Origin of the sequence: Paenibacillus sp. FSL R5-0701 (genome assembly GCF_037973995.1) — a bacterium.
In the GTDB taxonomy this organism is placed as follows: domain Bacteria; phylum Bacillota; class Bacilli; order Paenibacillales; family Paenibacillaceae; genus Paenibacillus.
The window spans coordinates 4,885,124-4,907,754 of the sequence record NZ_CP150230.1; the positions used below are offsets into that span (position 1 = coordinate 4,885,124).

General features: G+C 49.5%; 13 protein-coding genes. 3 read left to right on the forward strand and 10 right to left on the reverse strand.

The features are described from left to right. Positions 1–26: 26 nt before the first annotated feature. The 4 genes from MKZ13_RS21630 to MKZ13_RS21645 all read right to left on the reverse strand — a co-directional run bounded on the left by MKZ13_RS21630 (position 27) and on the right by MKZ13_RS21645 (position 2,856). The gene (locus tag MKZ13_RS21630) at positions 27–1,349 is read right to left on the reverse strand and encodes an NfeD family protein (RefSeq protein ID WP_339185430.1); all 1,323 of its coding nucleotides are present in this window, start codon (positions 1,347–1,349) and stop codon (positions 27–29) included. A gap of 282 nt (positions 1,350–1,631) precedes the next feature. After that, a complete protein-coding gene (locus MKZ13_RS21635) occupies positions 1,632–2,075 on the reverse strand; it encodes a GatB/YqeY domain-containing protein (RefSeq protein WP_017687237.1) in 444 nt (147 codons plus the stop codon). A 15-nt stretch (positions 2,076–2,090) separates the two neighbouring features. Then, positions 2,091–2,264, reverse strand: coding sequence for a 30S ribosomal protein S21 (rpsU, locus tag MKZ13_RS21640; RefSeq protein WP_005547957.1), 174 nt, complete (start codon positions 2,262–2,264; stop codon positions 2,091–2,093). A gap of 232 nt (positions 2,265–2,496) precedes the next feature. Next, entirely contained in the window at positions 2,497–2,856 is a 360-nt protein-coding gene (locus MKZ13_RS21645; RefSeq protein WP_024628477.1) for a histidine triad nucleotide-binding protein, read from the reverse strand. Between the two features lie 247 nt (positions 2,857–3,103). Here MKZ13_RS21645 and MKZ13_RS21650 point away from each other — a divergent pair, with 247 nt between their 5' ends. Then, positions 3,104–4,027 (forward strand): cysteine synthase family protein, encoded by a 924-nt coding sequence (locus tag MKZ13_RS21650; protein WP_339178050.1) that lies wholly within the window; start codon positions 3,104–3,106, stop codon positions 4,025–4,027. Position 4,028: 1 nt separating this feature from the next. Next, complete coding sequence (locus MKZ13_RS21655) at positions 4,029–5,162, forward strand: bifunctional cystathionine gamma-lyase/homocysteine desulfhydrase (RefSeq protein WP_339178053.1); 1,134 nt, start codon at positions 4,029–4,031, stop codon at positions 5,160–5,162. A 781-nt stretch (positions 5,163–5,943) separates the two neighbouring features. On the opposite strand, the gene MKZ13_RS21660 is transcribed toward MKZ13_RS21655, so the two are convergent. The 6 genes from MKZ13_RS21660 to MKZ13_RS21685 all read right to left on the reverse strand — a co-directional run bounded on the left by MKZ13_RS21660 (position 5,944) and on the right by MKZ13_RS21685 (position 21,074). After that, positions 5,944–6,288 (reverse strand): hypothetical protein, encoded by a 345-nt coding sequence (locus MKZ13_RS21660; protein ID WP_237174357.1) that lies wholly within the window; start codon positions 6,286–6,288, stop codon positions 5,944–5,946. A gap of 589 nt (positions 6,289–6,877) precedes the next feature. After that, positions 6,878–10,297 (reverse strand): SMC family ATPase, encoded by a 3,420-nt coding sequence (locus tag MKZ13_RS21665; protein ID WP_339178055.1) that lies wholly within the window; start codon positions 10,295–10,297, stop codon positions 6,878–6,880. Further along, positions 10,294–11,478: an exonuclease SbcCD subunit D gene (locus MKZ13_RS21670; RefSeq protein ID WP_339178058.1), complete on the reverse strand. Its 1,185-nt coding sequence runs from the start codon at positions 11,476–11,478 to the stop codon at positions 10,294–10,296. The genes MKZ13_RS21665 and MKZ13_RS21670 overlap by 4 nt, the downstream gene beginning before the upstream one ends. A 59-nt stretch (positions 11,479–11,537) precedes the next feature. Further along, on the reverse strand, positions 11,538–15,965 hold the full coding sequence (gene addA, locus MKZ13_RS21675) for a helicase-exonuclease AddAB subunit AddA (RefSeq protein WP_339178060.1): 4,428 nt from the start codon (positions 15,963–15,965) through the stop codon (positions 11,538–11,540). After that, complete coding sequence (addB, locus tag MKZ13_RS21680; RefSeq protein WP_339178063.1) at positions 15,962–19,465, reverse strand: helicase-exonuclease AddAB subunit AddB; 3,504 nt, start codon at positions 19,463–19,465, stop codon at positions 15,962–15,964. The genes addA and addB overlap by 4 nt, the downstream gene beginning before the upstream one ends. A 232-nt stretch (positions 19,466–19,697) precedes the next feature. Continuing rightward, on the reverse strand, positions 19,698–21,074 hold the full coding sequence (locus MKZ13_RS21685) for a class I SAM-dependent rRNA methyltransferase (protein WP_339178066.1): 1,377 nt from the start codon (positions 21,072–21,074) through the stop codon (positions 19,698–19,700). Positions 21,075–21,629: 555 nt separating this feature from the next. Between MKZ13_RS21685 and MKZ13_RS21690 the strand changes: the two genes are divergently transcribed. Continuing rightward, the gene (locus tag MKZ13_RS21690; RefSeq protein WP_017687227.1) at positions 21,630–22,631 is read left to right on the forward strand and encodes a Na/Pi symporter; all 1,002 of its coding nucleotides are present in this window, start codon (positions 21,630–21,632) and stop codon (positions 22,629–22,631) included.

The window sequence follows — 22,631 nt, forward strand, 5'->3', positions numbered from 1 at the left end:
TTAATCCGCTTCGACAACAGAGCGGGTTACACCGGTAATGCTTGCTGAACCACAATCCGGGTACCTTCCGCTTTAATCACAATAATCGGGGTGTCAACCGGAATGAAATCACCATCTGTCACAACATCAATTCGTTCTCCTTCAAACATCGCTGTTCCAGAAGGTCGAAGCGGTGTGAGACTAATGCCTTGCAGTCCAATCAACTCTTTACGCTCGGTAGCGGATGAGTATCCACGCTCAGCGGACAGACTGTCACTCAGTATGAATCGATTCCATATCCCTCGATCTTTAAACAGTACTGCGATAATCGCAATCACTACCAATGCTGCTCCGAAAGCGATTCCCAAGGATACGAATGCATCACTCGTATCATAAGCAGCCCTCACAACACCTGCAACAAGCGCAATTGATCCCAGAATACCCAAAATACCCATGCTTGGTATGAACATCTCCAGAATCATCAAGATGAGTCCAACAGTGAACAATACCCACGTCTCTGCTCCTGCAAAACCGGCAACGTAATTTCCTGAGAAATACAGGACAAAACATACGATACCGACAATACCAGGTACTCCGAACCCAGGAACGATCAATTCAATGGCCACACCTGCGATTCCGAGGAACAACAATATGGTCATGACAACCGGATTGGTAAGAAAGGATGAGATGTTCTCTGCTGTCGTCCGTTCTACCTTAAATACGTCATCCTGACTGTAACCTGCCCAAGCTGCCGCTTCTTCCGGTGTGTTGCTGATGTGGTCGGCATAACCGACTTTCAGCGCTTCTTCAGCAGAGAGAGCAATAATCTCACCTTTTTGCTTGGTTTTATTAATCTCTGGCATTTCCACAACCATGTTAACATCCGTCATTCCAGCTGCAATCTTGCCATCACGACCACTGATCTCAGCTGCTCCCTGCATTTTGCTTTTCCAGAATGCAACAAGCTTTGGATCATCAACATGTTTACCCGTACTGTCCACCATTGCTGCCGCACCAATCATACTGCCTGGTGACATTACGATCTTATCTGCATTCAGAGCCAGAAAACTCCCGGCTGAAGCAGCATCTCCACGAACAAATGCAACAGTCTCAATCGGACTGTCCTTGATCAGGGTACCCAATGCTTCTGCAGTGTCGACACGGCCTCCCGGCGTATTGATATCAAGAACGATCAGGCCAGCATTCATCTCTTCTGCTTGTTTGAACCCGCGTTCCATGAACTTGCCAAGTCCCTGCTCGATTGGTTTATCAACCGGAATAATATATACGGCGCCACTCTTCTCAGCTGCATGCGCTGACGGTGATCCAATCCAGACAGGAAGCAACAGCGTCAGCAGCATTAAGAGCATCAATGGCCCCGTAAGCTTCTTCCGGCGCTTTCCCTTCACAATAGTCCCCCCTTTTCCATTAATGTTATACTGTCCAGCTTATGGTATTTATTACGTGCAATGCAACATTTCGTTTCAAAATCTTAAAATTATATTTGAAAACTCAATCAATTGCAAGAATAAAAAACCATAATAATATATATTAACCATTAAAAAGGAATTCTGTCATCCCAAAGACATCATGCCTTCAGATAAATGGAAAAAACACCTCCTGACAAGTCAGAAGGTGTTTATTGATTTGCTTTATTGCAGAAATTGTTGAACTGCTTGATTTACCAGTTTGCCGTCCGCTTTGCCTTTAACTTTCGGCATAAGGGCCGCCATGACTTTCCCCATCTCGGCTTTCGAAGAAGCACCGGTTTCCTGGATGGTCTGCTGTACAATAACTTTAATTTCTTCTTCGGTAAGCTGTGTGGGAAGGTACTGGATGAGTACTTCAATTTCCGCTTTTGCATTTGCCGCGAGATCTTCACGGCCCGCTTTGTCAAATTCTTGGAGGGCATCTTTGCGCTGTTTGATTTCACGACTCAGGATATCAAGCACTTCGTTGTCATCCAAATCTCTTTTCAAATCTATTTCAAGATTCTTGATCGTCGAACGAATCAACCGAATGTTGGAGAGTCTGAACTTGTCCTTACTCTTCATCGCTTGCTTCATATCTTCGTTCAATCGTTCGCTAAGATTCATGTAGTTAAAATCCTCCTAAAACTTTCTCTTACGAGCAGCCTCGGACTTTTTCTTGCGCTTTACGCTTGGCTTCTCATAATGCTTACGTTTCTTCACCTCAGCCAATACGCCATCTTTAGCGATGGAGCGTTTAAAACGACGAAGTGCAGCATCAATAGTCTCGTTTTTGCGAACTTTAGTTTCAGACACCAGTTTTCCCTCCCTCCGACCAGACCGTCCAAGAGCAATAACACGGTTCATCATCTTACATTATAGGCGAAAGATAATAAAGGTGTCAACCTCAATGTAATGATCACTTATTTGAATCCATTTTATAACTCAAAGGTATTATGAAATGAATTCATTATATAAGCATTTGGTCACACATTCGTGGATTTAATGCATATGACTAAATCCTCAATATTAGTACCCATTAGCTCGTTTATTTGTGAGAATCGGACAGACTTGTCAACACGCCAAGTCTGGTACCACCCAACAAATGATAATGCAGATGATGAACGGTTTGTTCTCCATCCTTACCACAATTATTGATTAAGCGATATCCCGTTTCCTCCACGCCAAGACGCTTCGCCGCTTCTTGAGCAGCCAGATGAATCTCGCCGATCAATGGCAGATCTTCTGCAGTAACTTCATTCATGGAAGCAATATGTTTCTTAGGAATGACAAGAACATGTGTCGGTGCAGCGGGCTGGATGTCATGAAAAACGATAACATGGTCATTCTCCAGTACTTTATTGGAGGGAATGCTGCCCTCTACAATTTTGCAAAATAAGCAATCCATAGTTCATACCCTCCTTTGTATTCCAGTGTATGTATTCCCTTCTATCATACTAGAAGTAAAAACCCACGTCCAATCTCTAGACACACAACCAGGCATTCCAGGTCAACTCTCCATCTATCATCGAGCCAAACACTTTACAACATTGGAAGTATACCAAGCCATTTTATTGAAATATGGTTTTATCACGCACTTTTCCCAATTAAACAAATATGTATGGTTAATGACACACAAAAGGAGATTGGTTAATTTGACCGTTTATCAACATGTACAGGAACTTATCGGTAATACGCCACTGCTTGAATTAACTCGTTATCCATTACCGGAAGGAATCCGCCTGTTCGCCAAACTGGAATTCATGAATCCCGGAGGAAGTGTGAAAGACAGGATCGGCAAGTATTTATTGGAGAAGGCCTTGGCACGAGGAGATGTTAAGCCAGGTGGAACGGTGATCGAAGCTACCGCAGGCAACACAGGAATTGGTCTTGCAATGGCGGCTGTAGGCCTGAATTTAAAGGTCATTTTCACAGTACCTCAGAAGTTCAGCGTTGAGAAGCAACTGTTGATGAAAGCCCTTGGTGCTACGGTCGTCAACACACCCACATCCGAAGGAATCACTGGTGCCATACGCAAGGCGGAATCGCTCGCGAAAGAAATACCAGGTTCGTATATTCCAGGTCAGTTCTCCAATGCGGATAACCCACTCGCACATTATGAACATCTGGGCCCTGAGATTTGGCGTGATCTGAACGGGCAGGTGGATGTATATGTCGCCGGAGCCGGGTCTGGCGGAACTTTCATGGGGGTATCTCGCTTTTTGAAGGAGCAAAACCCGTTAATTAAAACATGTATCGTAGAACCCGAAGGTTCCATTCTGGCAGGAGGTCCATCGGGACCACATCGTACAGAAGGAATAGGGGTCGAAACATTATCTTCTTTTATGGATGTGAGTTACTTTGATGCCATTCATACGATCTCAGATGAAGATGCCTTTGAGCGGGTCAAGGATCTGGCCTTGTTGGAAGGCTTACTGGTAGGAAGTTCCTCAGGTGCAACTATGCAAGCCGCATTAAACGAAGCTGTTCACGCAGCTCCCGGAAGTAACATCGTTGTTATTTTCCCGGATAGCAGCGAACGGTATTTAAGCCAAAATATCTATAATGGAGGACAATGAAATGAAACCAAAAACCAAGCTGATTCATGCAGGTGTTGTTGGTGATCCACACACTGGAGCAGTGAGTGTACCGATCTATCAAGTGAGCACGTATGAGCAAGAATCGGTTGGCGTACACAAAGGATACGAGTATTCACGTACGGGCAACCCTACCCGTCATGCGTTGGAAGAAGTCATTAAAGAGCTGGAGGATGGCGTTCGAGGGTTTGCTTTTAGTTCGGGCATGGCTGCAATTCACGCTGTACTTTCTCTGTTAAAAACTGGAGATCACGTCATTCTGACGGATGACGTATACGGCGGGACCTATCGCATTTTCACCAAGGTGCTGAATCGTCTGGGGATCGAATCTACCTTTGTAGATACCACCTCACTACAAGCACTGGAACAGGCTTTGCAATCCAATACAAAGGCCATTTATGTAGAAACACCTACCAATCCGTTACTCAAGGTCACCGATATTGCTGCTGTAGCGAAATGGTCGAAACAACATGAATTGCTGTTCATTGTAGACAACACGTTTAGTACGCCTTATTGGCAAACCCCGCTGGCTTTGGGGGCAGATATTGTACTGCATTCTGCAACAAAATATATCGGTGGTCATAGTGATGTCGTGGCAGGACTTGCGGTTGTCAACAGCGAGCAACTTGGTGAAGATCTGCATTTTATTCAAAATGCAATTGGCGCAGTCCTGGGACCTATGGATTCCTGGCTGTTAATGCGAGGTCTTAAAACATTAGGATTGCGGATGGAAGCGCAAGAGCGCAATACAGAGCAGCTTGTGACATTTCTGAATCAGCATCCAACAGTGAGTAAAGTTTATTATCCCGGACTGCCCGACCATCCACAGCATAAGCTTGCTTCCACGCAAGCGAGAGGATACGGCGGTATGGTTTCCTTTGATGTAGGTAGTGCTGAAAAAGTAGATGACGTGTTAAGCAAAGTCCGTTATTTCACATTGGCTGAAAGTCTGGGCGCGGTGGAAAGTTTAATCTCTGTACCTGCCCGAATGACGCATGCCTCCATTCCTTATGAACGTCGGCAAGAATTGGGGATCACGGATGGTTTGATTCGTATCTCCGTTGGGATCGAGGATGTTGAGGATTTACTTGAGGATTTGAAATCTGCATTAAGTTGAGGGCATTTTGAAGTCCATGCTGGCTGATCTTGGAGAAGGAGTAGTGGACGATGGACGATTTTCCAAGGAACACAGGGCATCTTATTTGGCGTTCAGGCCAAATTTGAAATTATAAGGAACATCAGGCACGTTTTTCCCGAAATAACCTCAAAAAAATGCTGAAAGCGGCTGTTTATCCGGTTATAACGTGTATCAGATTCCTTAAAATTCTGAGGGCGCTTCAAAGCTTTGAATAAGATGCCTCAGATTCGTCAGCACTCACACATCATGCTTTGCTCCTCCAATCCTGGGCAAGAGAACAACATCGATCCCACCCAAAGCGAAGCTTTTAATCGGAATAGAGAATTAAAGCTTTTCGTTGTCTTGATCGTTGCTCGCACATGGGCACGTTCTCGCTTATTCAGGATGCAGTAAGCTGCTTGCTGCTACGGACACGTTAAGGCCCGCTTCTGATTTAAGCAGGTTTAAATAGAAGCTATTTGCCATCCGTTCATCATCGACCTTACACTAATTAGATTCAAAAAAAGGTCATGCCTTACAGAAGTTTGCTTCTGCACAGACATGACCTTTTTGGATATTCGGTATGTTGCCAGTTGTATTGCAAAGACTGTTGCGATACATCAGGCTGAGACTCCGTATGTGATAAGACCTCTCTAATTCATGCTGTACGGTACCATGAATGAAACATCCATCCTCAGCTAGTTATTTTCGAGGATTTTCATAGGATGCCCATAGGGTACATAAGAATGTGTCACTTGCAGTTATGACTGTTTTTCTAATTTCAATAGTACGGTAAAAGGGTTAACGCTGTAAGCGCAAATAACGGGAGCACCAGTCGGTTAAAACGTCTACGGCCATAACCATAATACGGATAAGGTGTAGGGTAGCCGTAACCTGGATAAAATCCGCGAGTATGACCTATCGGATAGTTTGCTCCCGGCATTGCATTTGGAGCCCAGTTCGCATGATTCACCATGGCTTCCGGTCCAACGGGAACAGCCAGGTAGATCATTTCGTCATCCACATTTTCCATAATGCCATCGTAGTGCATACCGTCACTCATCTGTACACATACATAACGGTGCATGTGTTCCTTGCATATTTTCTTTGCTTCCACTTTTTCCACTTGCCAACGCCTCCCTGATTCTGCTCTTGATCACCTTTTCATGGTATTCAGAACTGGGCGAATTGACACTACTGACGAGAAACACAAAAAAAGAAGCACCCCGTGAGCGGCTTCCTTGGAAGTCTGCTGCGCGGACATCTATTCAGGAAACGTCCTGATCAGATGTCCGCCGGGGTACTTAAATAAAGTTTGTCGGCTTAACTGTAGTATAACAGCGAGATGAACCTGTATCTGTGATGTAACTCACTCCGCTATGTTGTACAAGCAAGAAAAGAAATATTTTTACAATAAATAACATTCGGAAATAGTGCGTGTTTAAAAAGGGCGGTTTTCAGTACCAAAAAGACGGGATAAAGCTAGAAATGGAGTAGCGGAGCATAGATAGAGCTACGTGAGAACCGCAATGTTTCCGAAGGAAACAACCTTCGTAAGCCCCTACTTATTTCGGCTGAATTCCATATTCGATGTTGATGATGCCCCCTAGGCACCATTCGTAATCAAAAGCGGACTTTTTGAACAACCTCTATTATTCATTTTGCTTGGACTATTAGAGGCGCTTCTATGATCTATATTGCTTACACATTGCCCTCTACAGGGTCTCCAAGACCACACGTGAGCCGTTTCCGGCCTCACCTGCCGGAATCACCACAAGTTTGCGCGGCAAGCGTGCACGCAGTTCAGGTACGTGACTGATTACACCAACAGCCAATCGGTCGTCATGCAGTTTTTCCAGAGACGTAATGACGGTATCCAACAGCTCAGGGTCAAGTGTACCAAACCCTTCATCCAGGAAGAAGAATTGAAGTGGGTACTGACCTCGCAACTGAATCTGGGCTGACAGTGCCAAAGCCAGTGACAACGAAGTCAAAAACGTCTCGCCACCTGACAACGTTGATACCGGTCGTTTGACTCCCCCGTTGGCATCATCACAAATCACAAAACCACCACCGGAATCCACCTCCAGTGAATAACGCTGTTTGGTCAGGAAGCGCAGACGCTGAGATGCCGCATGACTAACCTGCATCAGTTGTTCTTCAGCAATATACTCGACAAAAGCATTGCCTCTGAACGCGGATTGCAGTTTGCTGAGCAGTTCGCCTTGACGGCTTACCTCCACCCGCTTGTTCTCCAGTTCGGTCCAGCGAACATGTCGCTGCTCCACATCCTCCAGATCACGTTCTGCACGTGCTTTGGCACGAAGGGCAGCCTCATCCTGAGTCCGGACCTGCTGCAATCGTTCGGTGCACGCTAACCACTGTTCCTCCGATACGGCAGCACCACCCAGCTTTTGTTCCAGTTCACGCAATTGGGATGCCAGTTCACGCTCACGTTCACGGTGCTGCTGGATCTCTCCTGCCAGTCGTTCTGCTTCCTGGGAAGGAATTGCCGCGGATACAACAGCATCATCCGAGTCAAACGGGGATTGTTCCAGCAATTGCTTCCACCGCTCCTGTGCCTGTTGCAGATGCTCTGTTGCCGAGGCGGCTGCCTGTTGAGCCATAACGTCTCTTTTGGCTGATTCCTGCTTCAGCGTGTCCGCTTCTTTGAAGCGTTGTGCCGAGTCCGAAGCTATTTTCCGCAGTCCATCCAGACGAGCCTGAGCCGCAGCAATCAGGTCTTCTACCCGCAGCTCCCCAACCCACTGACGCAAGCGTTCTTCCTTCTCGGCCAGTTGTTTGCTATTGCCCTGCCACTGCGTTTGCCACTGAATCAGTTGTTTGTCCAATTCGACCAGCTTCTGCTGAAGAGATTGAATGATCTGGTCTTTTTCCTCAAGGAACGTCACGCTTTTGTTCAGACGTTCCTTGATGTCTTCGGCGCGCGCATCGCGCTCCTGCATCGCCTGATAGAGGGCCTTGGCCTCCTCCTGAGCGATGCCCGGCAGTTCCGCGGCCCAGCGGCCCTGCAAGGCAGCCGCTGCGGCCTCGCTCTCGGCCAGCTTGCGCTCCGCCTGGGCGAGCCCGGCACGGCCGGCCTCTTGCGCAGCTGCCGCTTCCATGCGGCGCTGCTGCGCGCCCACAGCCGCCTGCTGCAACGCGGCGGCTTCGGCCTGGAGCGGCGCTGCTGCGGCAGCCAGCGCCTGCGCGGCTTCGCGCAGCGCAGCGGCACGCGATGCCCAGCCTGCCGGGGAGCGCCCGTGTTCGGGCGACCCGGCGGGCTCGGGCTCCGCTGCCGCAGGCGCGGCCTCGGCTGCGGCAGGAGCTTCGCCGGCCGCAGCGCCAAGCTGCGTCAGCAGGCTGCGACGTTCGTGCAGCTGCTGGCGCAGCCCAAAGCGCAGCTCCTGCAGCTCCGCGTGCAGGCTGCGCAGCAGTTCCAGGTCCGCATCGCCTGCGTGCGGACCTTCTCCCGGCGGCGCAGCCGGGAGCGGGTGGTGCGGCGAGCCGCACACCGGGCATGGCTCGCCGTCACGCAGCTCGGCGCGCAAGGCGGAGGACAGCCGGTGCAGCTCCTGCTCACGCATTGTGCCACGCAGCTGTTCCTCCGCTAGAGCCAGCAGGCTCTGTTCGCGACTGATGTCCTGCTCACAGGCAAGCAAGGCCTCAAGACCTGCTGACGCCTGTTCTACCAGATGCTGACGCTGATCACTCAGGCGTTTTTCTTCCTCAGCCGCCGCCTTCAGCTTGTCGGCTCCCTGTTCTGCCGATTGCTTATAGGCCTGCATGTCAGCCTTATTTTGTTGCAACTGCTCCGCGGCAGTATCCACACGATGTTTCAGTTCAAGTGCAGCTTGAAGTTGCCTGCGTTCCTCTGACTTCACTTCATTTGGCTTAAGGCTCTCCTGTAGTTCCTCACGCCGTTTGCGTCCACGCTGTTGCAATTCCTTTTCTTTCTCAAGCTGCTGTCCCAGCGCAGTCTGTTCGCTCTGCCCCTGTTCCAGCAACTGCGCGAGGCGCGAGCAATCGGTCTGAAGTCCGTCCCGTTCACGTTGCAGCTCTTTCGCTTGTTCGAGTTGCTCCAGGCGCAGCAAAAGTTTCGGTTCTTCCTCAGTCATTTGCTTGCGTGCCGTCTCAGCCTTCTCCGCTTCCTGAACAGCCAGACGCTCATGTTCCAGTGCTTGCTGATGAGCTGTCTCGGCAGTGTCCTGCCGCTGTTTCTGTGTAGCCGTGGCATCTCGAACCGTCTGCAATGCAGGCAGTATTGCATCTGCCGCAACGGATTGTTTCAGCCGTTGTTCGCCTGCCTCGACCTGCGGTTCCAGCGCTTTAAGCTTCTGCTGTTCATCCGTACGGGCATGCCGTTCGTTACTTAACTCACGAATTTTGCCCAGTTGTTCAGCTTCCTTTGCAGCTTCATCCAGCGCTTTGCGGGATAATGCAGACTGCTGAACAGCGGTTTGAAGAAGACGTTTCGTTTCTTCCAGCGTCTCCTTGCTGGCATTGCCCAGTCCCTGTTGCTCCGCAGCGAGAGATTGGTGAACCATATCATTATCCTTGACCCGACGGCTTAATTTGATGGCCAGCCGATCCCCATACTTCTCCAGATGGAATAAGCGTTGCAGCATCTGGCGACGTTCACTGCCTTTGAGTGACAAAAACTCGGCAAACTTCCCTTGCGGAAGCACCACTGCCCGTGTAAAATCATCCATCTTCAAACCGATCACATCTTCAACACAGCGATTCACATCTGCCAATTTGTCGGCAAGTACCTGTTCTTCGCCATTGACCGTCTCTATGAATTTGCTGATCGTGTTACTCACCGACACTTCATTATTTCGTTTGAAACGTCGCTCTACCCGGAACCTCCGAGTGCCTTCCGCCGACATCAGTTCAAATGTAAAAGCAACCGACAACGAATCCTCTGCATGATTCATAATGCCTTGCGTCCCGTTCACAGCACGTTCCACTTTTCCATACATGGCGAGTGTGATGGCATCGAGCAAGGAAGATTTACCACTACCCGTTGGACCGAAAATACCGAATAGCCCCGTCTCTGTAAGCACGGTAAAATCAATCTCCTGCATCTCCCGATAACTTTGCAGTCCGGCAACTTTTAATAGAATCGGCTTCATCTTTCCTCGACCTCCTCACGCACTCCCGGCTCGTCTTCATCCACAAGTTCTAGGAAAAGCTGTACCAGGCTGTCTTCCGGTTGTGCACCACCGGTCTGACGCTGATAAAATTTACGGAACAGTTCGTGGACCGGCAGTTCCGATCGTTGCTCCAAAAGTCCTGCTGCAGCCATCTCGGGATACACGGGGCGTATGTGAATGATACCTTCATGTGATTTTCGCAGCTGCTGAATCTCCTTCAGGGACATCGCCTCGTCCAGCCACACTTCCATGTCAATAAAAGCCTGTGGATCACGTCCCTCATCCAGCCAGCGATATACTTCTGCCAGACCACCACGGGCCTGCCAACGCACAAGCGGACGCCCGGATGTTAACAAAACTTCCTCTACCTGTGCAGCTCCGCCCGGTGCCAGATCAACCATCGTGACAGACTTGCTCTGCCCTGCTTCCGAGAAGCTGTAAGCGAGAGGAGAACCGCTGTATCGAATCACACCGTCTCCTTTGACAGCCTGTGCACGATGAAGATGCCCGAGTGCCGTGTATTGCGCACCTGTCGATAAAGACGAAGGGTCCACCGTGTAGGCCCCACCGATCTGAATCGGACGTTCCGAATCACTCTCAAGACCGCCGAGCACATAGATATGACTCATGGCCAAGTTCACGGTATCCGGGCGGAAAGAAGCTGCCAGACGCTGCATTAACATGCCCACCCGGTGGCTATATGCCTGACGAAGCACATTTTCATCCCCATCTGTTGTCAGCAGTTCATTCAATCTGGCTTCAGAAGGATAAGGCAATGCGGCAATCTGTGCAATCTCTCCGGTACGTTGTGCATGGATGGTTACTGCTTCTGAAGTAGGCATGCCTACGAGTGTGATGCCCTGTCTGTTCACAAGCGGAGTCACAGAAGCCACCCGCTCTGGCTGATCATGATTTCCTGCAATCACCACGAGGGGTCTTCCATGCTCCGTCAGACGCGCTGCCGCTTCATAAAAAAGTTGTTCCGCCGCTGCGGGAGGATTCACCGAATCATACACATCTCCAGCCATTAATATGGCATCCGCCTGCTGCTCATCAGCCAACCTGACGAGTTCATCAACGAAATCTTCCTGTTCACGCAGTCGGCTTCGTCCTTCAAGCGTTTTTCCCAAATGCCAGTCCCCTGTATGCAAAATACGCATCGTCCGTTCCACCCCTCTCCCATATGAAATCCATGGTTTACAATTCCGATCCAGTTCTTTTACAATTCCACTGCATGTCCACCATCAAAAAAGTACAGCCATTTCCGATCAACTTTCCGTCCCAATATATCTTCAATGGCCCGTCCATACAGATCTAGCTGGAAGCGATAATTTTTGGTGAGTTCACCCAAACCACCACGATGCTCCAATACCCGATCCGTCTTGTAATCAAGCAAGACAAGCTCGCCGTCCACCTCATACAGACAATCGATAATCCCCTGTACAAGCACGGTTTCATTTTCAATCGTTGCCTGCATTTTGCTATCTTCTTTTAACATCTGTATATCTGAGTTCGTCGCCCGTTCATGTAGCCATTCCACTGGAGACTGATGTGCCGGAAGTCCATACACAAACGGAATTTCCCGTTTCACCCACTTTGCACGCAATAATTCTTTCCCTGGTTCTGTATTGAAAAATCCGGCCAGTTCTTCAGGTTCGATAGCCGCAGCATGATGGGGCAGCAAAATCTGAAGCTTAATCAACCGCTCAATCGTCTGTTCAATAAGCTGTGAATCAACGGATGATCCATCTATAGGAAGATGCTGCATCAACGTATGATACACATTCCCCCGTTCTGCCCCTGTCAGCTGCGTTGCCTCCATGAATTTCGGACGACGCAGGTGCAGTTTGAAAGACGTACCCACAGATCCCGCATCCGGAACGTTCACCGTAGGGTTTGAATCTGACCCTGATCCAGTCTCGCGCTCGTTAAATTCATCGGATACGCCACGTAGTACATGGCCTGCTTCATCTTTGGTGTAATTGATTCCTGGGGTGTTGTGAGCCAATAATTTCTCGGACTGTTCTCCCAGTTCCTCCATCACCTCTACGGACTGGATATCCTGCATCGCAAGTAACGTTTTCAACTCCGTGACAGATGTACTGGCTGCTACTTGAGTTGCTGCTTCGTAGGGGTACGTCCATGAAAGCCGTTGATCAACCTCGTGGATCAGTTCTGTCTCCTCTAGTTGAAGAGCTACTGTATCGGCACCTTCATCTTCAATGTTTTGGTTAGCCGTATCTTGTGCACTCTTCGTCAGCTCTTCTACCGTTGAAGATGTAACCAACTTCACGGGTTGAACCGCTTTTAGTGCAGCAATTCGCTCTTTCCGAACCGCAGTCATCCCGTCTTCTTCTCCGAGTGTCTGATCCACCACATGGTCACGGGACACCTGATCGGCGGAAATAATAGAGATTGCCCATCGTGATTGATCATCTGCAAGACAAGCTGAGAACGAATCATTGCTTCCAGCAAGTTCACGCAGCACAACCGCATCTGGATGTCTCATCAGGGATGGTCCAATCCAGTCCAGGTAACTCCGTCCAGCAGCAAGCAGATAGTCTGGCAATGCCAGTTCAGGGCTGTCCTTGACCTGAGACCACGCGAGCGCTTTTTTCGCGGCATCTTTTACAGTACCCAGCAAAATCATTTTCTCTTTGGGACGGGTCAACGCAACATACAGCACACGCATCTCTTCAGCAAGCAGTTCAAATTGCGCACGACGACGAATCGCCAGATTGGCTAATGTAGGATAGGCAACCCGGTTCTCACGATCCACAAACCTCGGACCAAATCCCAGTTCCTTATGCATTAGAAACGGTGCGTTCAAGTCCTGCTGATTGAACATCTTGGATATGCCACCGACAAAGACAATTGGAAACTCCAAACCCTTACTCCGGTGAATCGTCATGATACGTACGGCGTTGTCCTGCTCCCCAGAACTACTTGTTACAGTCCCGAGGTCTCCCCCGTTTTCCCGCAGTCTGGAAACATAGGTCAGGAAACGGAACAAGCCGCGATTCGCAGTTGATTCCTCATATTGTCGTGCGCGATCGTACAATGCCTTAAGATTACTTTGACGTTGCAGTCCTCCTGGAAGACCACCAACCCAGTCCAAATAACCGGTTTCCCGATACATACGCCAGATCAGTTCACTTAGACTGCCTTGTCTTGCCTCAAGTCTCCACTGCTCCAATTGACGCATAAAACGAATTAATTTTTGCTGTAACTCCGAGCCTGAGATCTCCGTTATGCCCAGATCCTCACTTACATGTCCAGTAACACCAGCATCCTGCATTCCATCTGTATGCCCTGTATGCACATCGAATTCATACCCATTCTCCAGGATCTCTGCCTCGACTGAAGCTGCTGTCTCCCGCTGTCCCTGTTCCATCTCTGACCAGGCTTCCGGCCACTGTAACTGGACGATATTGGAATCAGGATCGTTATCCTGACGGGATTGCGGTACGGCATTAGTGGAGGAATTGTTCCATTCACCAGCAGCAGATACAACCGCATCATAGAATGACTGTCTTTTGTCACCAAGCCGAATCTGTGCCAGTTCCTCTTCATCCAGTCCGACAATCGGAGAACGAAGCACGGAAGCAAGCGGAATATCCTGCCTTGGATTATCAACAAGCTGAAGCAGAGACATCATGATTTCCACTTCTGTAGCCTGGAAGTAGCCCTTGCTCTGTTCTCCTCCAGCAGGAATTCCCTGCTGTCTGAATTCCTCAATCATGAGCGGAGCCCACATCAAGGTTGAACGCAACAAGATGACCATGTCACCGTAACGTGCCGGGCGCATCGTTTGCAGGGCTTTGTCATATACATGGAGGGCAGGTTTGTCCGTATCCCCAACCATCTCACGAATACGCCTTGCGATCGCCCTCGCTTCCAACTGGGCTGTTTCAAGCTCGGCACTCTCCAGTTCTGCGGAGATCGATGCATCCCCATTCTCATCCGTACTCTCTGTCAGATCAGGACCACCACCCTGACGATCGATCAGCATGAGTTCAGGTGTATACGCCTCATCGCCAAGCGTCTCTGACGGGAACGTAGCCCCATATGCCAGTTGCGCTCGTTCATCGTAAGCAATCTCTGCCACACCTTCGTTCATGAGTTGCCGGAATAACATATTGACCGAATGCACGACTTCCGCACGACTGCGGAAATTCCGTGCAAGATCAATACGTTGACCTGTACGATACAGACGATCTTCCACCATTCCATCCTCACGTGCGCTTGCTCCATACTGGCGATACTTGTTCATAAATAATCCCGGCTCGGCCAACCGGAAACGATAAATACTCTGCTTGACATCACCGACCATGAATCGGTTACCCGGGTTTTCTCTGGAGATGAGCTTCACGATATCTTCCTGAACCGTATTGGTGTCCTGATATTCATCAAGCAACACTTCATCGAATCGCGAACGGTACTCCATAGCCGCATCGGAAGGCATCGACAGTTCAGGCGTTGAATCCTCATGTCGCAAAATGTGAAGGCAGTAGTGCTCCAGATCACTGAAGTCAACTTGCCCCCGTTCCTGTTTGGCCTGTCGATAACGTTCTCCAAATGTACTAACCAGCCTCGACAGTTCCTGCATGAGTGGTGCCGCTTGCTCCAGCTCCTGCCAGAACGAAAAAGCACTTCTTCCAAACAATGAACCTTTCAGGTCGGTAACTGCCTTTTTCGCAGCCTCACGGAGTTCTTTCACCTGATCCTGTAAAGCCGGGTCCGTTTGATCCTTTTTGCAGGGTTTCAGTTTGCCAAATGCAGCGGGTTGAAACACTTCAGGCAACCTCTCCCATGGCATAATCTCAACCGCAGACAGCAGCTCTTCCACCATCACCAGATCTTCTTTTAACGTATCTGCATAAGGTGCCGGACCTTCAGGCTGCATGGAAATATGAATGCCTTGACGGAGTAGTCCTGCTGCACCACTCAAAGCAAGAGCCGCATCACGCAAAATACTCTGAACCCATGCTGAATGTCCAAGTGCCTCCACACTTTCCACCTGAAAAGCAGATGCCATCTCTGAGAGCCAATGATCCGGCCAGGAATGACTGCGGGAGAAATCATACAATCGTTGCACCAGTCGATGCATCGCATCATCATTTCGTTCTCCACTGAACCAGTCGACCAATTCGCGGAATGTACTACCTTCATCTTCTTCGCCATACTTTTCCTCAAATAGTTCTTCAAGCAGTTCCTGGCGCATGATTTCCGCTTCATTTTCATTCAATATACGAAAAGCCGGGTTCAACGGAATTTGCTGATAATAACGGCGAATGACTTCCATACAGAATGAATGCAGCGTTGTAATAGATGCCCGTCCAAGCAGCGACAGCTGTTTACGCAGATGCTCTTCTCCAGGCCGTTCTTCAAGCGCACGTTCCAGCGCTTCCCGAATCCGTTGTTTCATCTCGGCGGCGGCCGCTTTGGTAAACGTGGCTACAAGTAAACGATCCACACTGAATCCTTGGGAGGGATCTGCGATCTTGCGAATAATTCGTTCAACCAGCACGGCTGTCTTGCCTGATCCCGCAGCTGCGGCAACAAGGATGTCTTCTCCGCTTTCCGAGATGGCACTCCACTGGTCATCACTCCAGAAGCTTCCTTCCGGTTTTGGCATATTCGTCATGATGTTTCCCCTCCCTTGGTGTGAGATAACATATCCCAGATTTGCTGTTTGCCCGGTTTGGACAACAGGTTATATTCATTTCCTTCAATATTCTCATCAAACTGACAAACAGGTTTATACGGACAGAACGTGCACGCCACTTCCTGCTGAATACGATAAGGCTCAATGGCCACATCCCCATCCGTAATCCGGGTACCAATCTCGCGGATATTACTGCGAACCGAAGCAAGCAGCGTATCCCATTGCTCTGGCGTAGCTACAGCGGCGCTGCTATAAAAGCTTCCGTCCGCCTTAAGAGCAACTGGAATAATCGCTGAATACCCCTTATCCAGGGTGTTGTCCATTTGTGCGATTGCATCCAAGTCCGCGAGCAGCAAACCTTTCATTTTGAACCGTTTCAACAGTTCTTGTCCGGCCTGCTCCGATGTCATGCCATTTGCAGATTGCAACAGCGGGTTATGCACATGGAAATACAACGTTCCTCCCGGCATCGCCGTTTCTCCAAGCCATTCCTCGGCAGCACTAAGCAGCACCTCCAGATAGGTGAGCATCTGCAATGACAGACCATAATACACTTCATGAAGCTTGAGGTCCGTTTGGCTTGATTTATAGTCAATGACACGCAGGAGCAGACCATTCTCTCCTTCTGCGACATCCACACGGTCAATCCGACCCACGATCTCCATCACACAGCCGTTTTCCAGTTCAAAACGTAGTGGCGGCAACGTTTTATCCGGTCCAAAATCAAGCTCCAATCCAATCGGTTCAAAACTTCCGCGTCTGGACTGTTCACCGAGAATAACGGATGCCCGGCTCACGATGTCCTTCAATTTGCGGAAAATATAACCGTATCGCTTGGTGCTTAGCAAAATCTCCCCTTGCAGCTGTGGTGCAATCTGCTCCACGGTTTGCTCGGCTTCCTGACGACATTGGTCTGGAGTCAAGCTGCCCCAACTACGATTTTCTTCACGCAACCGCATAGCCAGTTGGCTAAGTGCAGCATGAAACAGTTGTCCGATATCAGGAGCCTGAAGGCGGTACAATTGCCGTTCTTTGAGACGCAACCCGTGCGAAGCAAAATGGGAGAACGGACAAGCGACGAAACGCTCCATTCGCGAAACACTCGTCCTCACCTCTGTGCCATACAATCTGCGACTGGTAGCTGTACGTAGTGGCAATGCCCGATTACGATAAAAGATCGATCCCATCAACCGCTCCAGCTGAGGTCTGCTTGTCTCTCGAGATACATGCCAATTGTAGACCGCCCACCACATTTCAGGGATGTCTTCTCCGCGGCGCCATTTGCGCAATTGTCCAATGAGCGCAGACAGACTCTGACCTGGATGGGTGACATAGGACCAATGCGCTTCTTCAGAGTTCGCAACCGGTGGTTGAGCGAGTAATGGCTGTTCTTGTAAACCAAACATCTTCCGTACATGGCGGACAATCTCGGAAGGAAACAGTGCTTTCCCCTCATCATCAGCAACCGGGTAACTCAGCCACAACTGGCTGCTTGCGGCTGTAAGTGCCGTATAGATCAGGAAACGTTCATCCAGCATCTGCCTTGTTGCACCTGGTCCAAGCGCCATGCCACGTTCCGTCAGTAACGCTCTCTCCAGTTCCGTTAATAAGCCATCATCCTGAGGTACGGCGGGTAATTCACCATCAACGGCGCCAAGGATAAATACGTATTTGATGTCCTGAAGTCGTGTACGGTCCATGGAACCCACCAAAACCTGATCAAGTGCCGGTGGTACCAGACCCAGCTTCAGTTCCGTCAATCCGGTCTCGATCATCCCGGCAAACAGCGTGATATCCAGCCGTTCATTCCCCATCATATCGACCATCTGATCCAATAAATCCAGCACAGCTCCCCACATCTGCCGATGTTCTCTCGAACGTTCGGGGTCCCCCTGAGCTTTAGCTTCAGCAGACATATTCTCCAGCTTCCATGGAATCTCAGCATCTTCCAGCAGTCTGTATAGTGCCTCGCACTGGGCTTTGGCTGTCTTTGCCTTTTTCATTCGTTTCTCAAAAACACCCAAGGAATCTGTAATGACCGTTCGGCAGTTCTCCATTAAAGAAAGCATCTGGTCCCGTCCTCGACTACGGCCATCCTGACCGTTGTCTTCCAGCGACAGGCTTGGTACATACTTCCATGGTTTGCCGTCGGTCCAGCGATACCCGTGAATACCACAAGCCAGTACATAATTCTCAAGCTGGTCCATATCTTCACGAGTGATGGAACCATCACGCGGAAGCAGCAGATCCGTTTTGACACAGCGAAATACATCCTCGTAACGCCAGTGGCGACGAACAATATCCAATGCGGAACGGATAAACTCGGATAATGGATGATGAAGTTCATTTCTTCTGCGGTCCAGAAAGACGGGTACGTCATAATCCCTGAATAGAGGTTCAGCTATATCGGCGTAGGTATCCAACTGACGAACAAGTACCGCCATATCCCGATAACGCGCACCTTCGTTTTGCGCCAAACGCCGCATCTCACGCAGTGCCCCCTCCATCTCAGCTCGTCGGTTCTCCGCTGCAACCAGTCGGATTCCGGAATCAAGGCCTTCACTTTTCCAACGAATTCGCCGGTCGAAACCAGCCTCCAGATGAGCAAGTCCCGGACGATCCTTGTATCTCGGTGGAATCTCCGAATCTAGCACGGTTATATCGCTCGGTATACCCAGTTCGTCAGCCATCCCTTTCAGGCGCGCATAGGCACTTGCCGTGGGATAGAACAGTTCCAGTTCCCCAGGCAGTGCGCCGTGATCATAAGGACGATCCAATGTCAGTGCAATCGTCACGGAAGAGGACTGCAACATCAGTCGACCAATCACACTCATCTCCTGTGGTGTGAATCCCTGAAAACCATCAATCCAGATCTGGGCATCCTGCAGCAATGCACTTTCCGACAAACGATCTGTCAGCTCAGTCAACGTGTCTTCATCATCAATATATAAATGGGTCAGTTCCTGTTCATAGTCACGATATATCAGATTCAAGTCATGCAACTTGTCCTCCAGAATCGGCGAAGTGGATGAGGTATTCTCTCCAGACAGCCCGTCTTCCAGCAATGATGGATCAACTTCATAACGTTTAAATTCACTATATAACTCATTTAATTCGCCTATAAAACCCAGCTGGCTGCCGGATGCACCAAACAGCTTCAATTCTTCCTTACGGCGCTGGATTACTTTGTAGAGCAGCATCTTTTTGCCTTCGGCTCCGATCGGAATACGAGCAGAACCGCCTGCTTCCTGCATTACGCGATAGGCTAGACGGCGAAAGCCCAGCACTTCTGCACGCATCGTACCTTTAATTGCTCCAGAAGACACCAACGCTTGCTCTGTTCGAAAGGAACTCTGTTCTGGAACGAGTAAAATCAAAGGTTTACCTTGCGGTTCTTGTTGAAGCAAGGTTGTAATTTCCCGGGTAATCAGCGAGCTTTTGCCGCTGCCTGCCCGGCCAATAACAAAACGAACGGACATGTCTAATCCTCCAAACTACACGTACAAGATTTTAATTCCCAGTATAACATATTTGACTTGGTTCGGAACATACGTTTGCCACTATCCGGTAAAAACGGAGATCATCTCCGTTAACACAGCCAAACAGCAAAAAGCCCGCAGCTATCACACTGTGGACTTTTTGCCAAAAGTATCATTTATTTAAACTTCACTTTATCTCACGAGAAATTAAAAAAAGTAAAACGAGACTCTTCTAATTCTTTTTACTGCGCACTTCGAAAATAGCAAATTTCAGGTAATGTCCTTCATCCACGCCCAAAATTTGCGGGTGGTCCTTACCTGCTGCCTTCCAGTCAATTAGACGCAGCACTTTGCCTGCATCTTCGGCTGCATCGGCAATCGTATCCAGGAAAAGGTCAGGACGCATGTGATACGAACAGCTGGCTGTTACCAAATATCCGCCCTCATTGACCAGTTTCATTCCTTGCAGGTTGATATCCTTATATCCACGGCATGCACCTTTGACTGCTGATTTCGTTTTGGCAAATGCAGGAGGATCAAGGATGACCACATCAAATGTTTTACCGCCAGCTGCAAGCGCTTTGGATGTATCCACTTTCTGTTCGCCTGCACGTGCACGTGCGGTACGTTCATCCAGCCCTTTCACTTGTTCACGCAAGTACTGGAATGCATCAGCAACTACGAATTCGACCCGGTCGGTGAAACCGTTAAGCTCCACATTTGTTCGTGCACTCTCAATGGCATGTTCCGAAATATCTAGACAAGTCACTTTCTTGGCTCCATACTTGCAAGCATTCAACGTAAAGCTTCCCGTGTGTGAGAAACACTCCAGTACGGTGGCACCGTCCCAATAAGGGAATGTAACTACCTTACCGCTTTTATTCACAGGCAACATCTGCTGTGTGCCATCCTGCTCGGTCGTTTGTAGTGTGATTCCACTCTTGTAGCCCCAACCCTTCATGAGCGGTTCGATCGCTGCACGATTCTCGCGTTGGTCGAAGAAGTAACCTGTCTTCTGCCCTTCCACGATATCCACTTTAATGAGTAGTCCATTCTCTGTAACCGTGACATGTCTTGGGCAATCTCCGTACAGTGGACCTTTGGTCTGCTCCAAACCTTCCAGTTCACGAATCGAGACATCACTGCGCTCATATATGCCTTCCGGCTGCATTACTTCAATGAGTGCCTGTACGATGGCTTCACGGCAACGTTCCATGCCAAGTGTAAGCAACTGTACAACGAGGATGCTGCCGAATCGGTCAACGATCAAGCCTGGTAGAAAATCAGCTTCGCCGTAAACGAGGCGGTATGCCTCTCCATCCTGGATAAAACGTTCCCGATGACGCAAGCAATCGCGGAAACGCGCTGCAAAAAACGCGGTGTCCATCTGTTCGGACTCAAGCGGTTGATACGCTACAACTCTTACAGTGATCTGAGATGCGGGATTGTAATATCCTGTCGCCAGATAGCGACCTTGATGATTCAATATATTGACCAGATCTCCCGGCTCCGGGTTTCCGTCAACAGAGGCAATTTCATTGTTAAATATCCATGGATGTGCATGTTCAAGCCGCTTTTTGCGACTGCGTTCGAGTGTAACTGATGGCAAGGTAGATCCACTTCTTTCATAGTTAGTTGAAAACTAGGTTTGGTGCAAAGGAGACGCTACGGCGACGAATTGTTCCTCTGATCGCTGTTATCCCCAGATTTTTTTGAACTCCCTTTTCTCAAAGGGAAAATCCGGGGATAAAGGCGAGCGCTTCGCTTCTTCGGTAACAATTTCGTCTTCTTCGCTGCGTTTGCACGAATCACCGTATCTTTCGAATTGGGGTGGGGCAGTTGAGAGCATGTTGGCGCTAAGCTGTTACTTTAAGCGCTGTATCAGTGACACTACAGCGACGAATTGTTCCTCTGATCGCTGTTATCCCCAGATTTTTTTTGATTCCCTTTCTTAAAGGGAAAACCCGGGGATAAAGGCGAGCGCTTCGCTTCTTCGGCAACAATTTCGTCTTCTTCGCTACGTTTGCACGAATCACCGTATCTTTCGAATTGAGGGGCCGATAATTTAGGTCGCTTCCCTCTGAATTCCTTTAGGCTTGTCATGGTTGTCTTTTCTTACTCATAGGATGAGTTAAGGAACCCGGACGGAAGGAATGATATTTCTATGTTTAGAGATGTGATATTGCCCCTACTCTATGGGCTTATTATCTTTTTTGGTGGCATGAAGCTGATGGAGACGGCCTTGCAGCGCATGGCAGGGCCCATGTTGGCAGGTTGGCTCAATCGTGCCACCTCTGCTCCTTGGAAAGGCATGGCCTTCAGTGCGGGCGCAACAGCCCTGTTACAGAGCAGTACTGCGGTCACCGTACTTACCATTGGACTGGCTAATGCCAGATTAATTACCTATGGACGCACACTTGGCATCATCCTCGGCACCAACATCGGGACATGCCTGACGACGGAGCTGGTGGGACTGCAGATCGGACGTGCTTCCCTACCGCTACTCGTCCTGTCGCTAACGGGCTGGGCCATGTTTGTTGTTCTTGGTGAACGCAATCTGGCCGCTCCTGAACGCACGCGCCAGACTCTGTTTAACATCCAGTACAGCTTCCTCGCAGCTGCGGGATTTGCACTTGTTATGACAGGCATTCAGGTGATGCAATCCATTGCCTTACCCTTGCGGAGCATGGGCGTATTTCAATGGTTTCTCGACCGCTCGGCCGACAGCTTGTGGTGGGGCTTCCTGGCAGGTGCCTGTCTGACAGCGCTCATTCACAGCAGCGCGGCTGTCATTAGCATGGCGATTACGCTCGCTGCCACAGGGGTATTGCCTGTGGAGATCGGCATCGCCATTGTGATCGGGTCCAATGTGGGGACCTGCATCACCGCTGTGATTGCTGCCGCGGGCGGAGCATCCGCAGGCAAATTTGTTGCAGCCTCCCATGTTGTATTAAACATTGCGGGAGCGCTGCTGTTTATGCCGCTGATCGGCCAGCTGCATGCAGCTTCGGCCTGGCTGTCAGCGGACAACGGGGCACAGATTGCGCATGCCCAGACCCTTTTTAACATCACCAGTTCACTGCTTGCTTTGCCATTCTGTTACTTGCCAATCTGGCACAAAAAACCACCGGTCCACGCCCCAGCGGCGAAGTCACCCGTGGCTTGA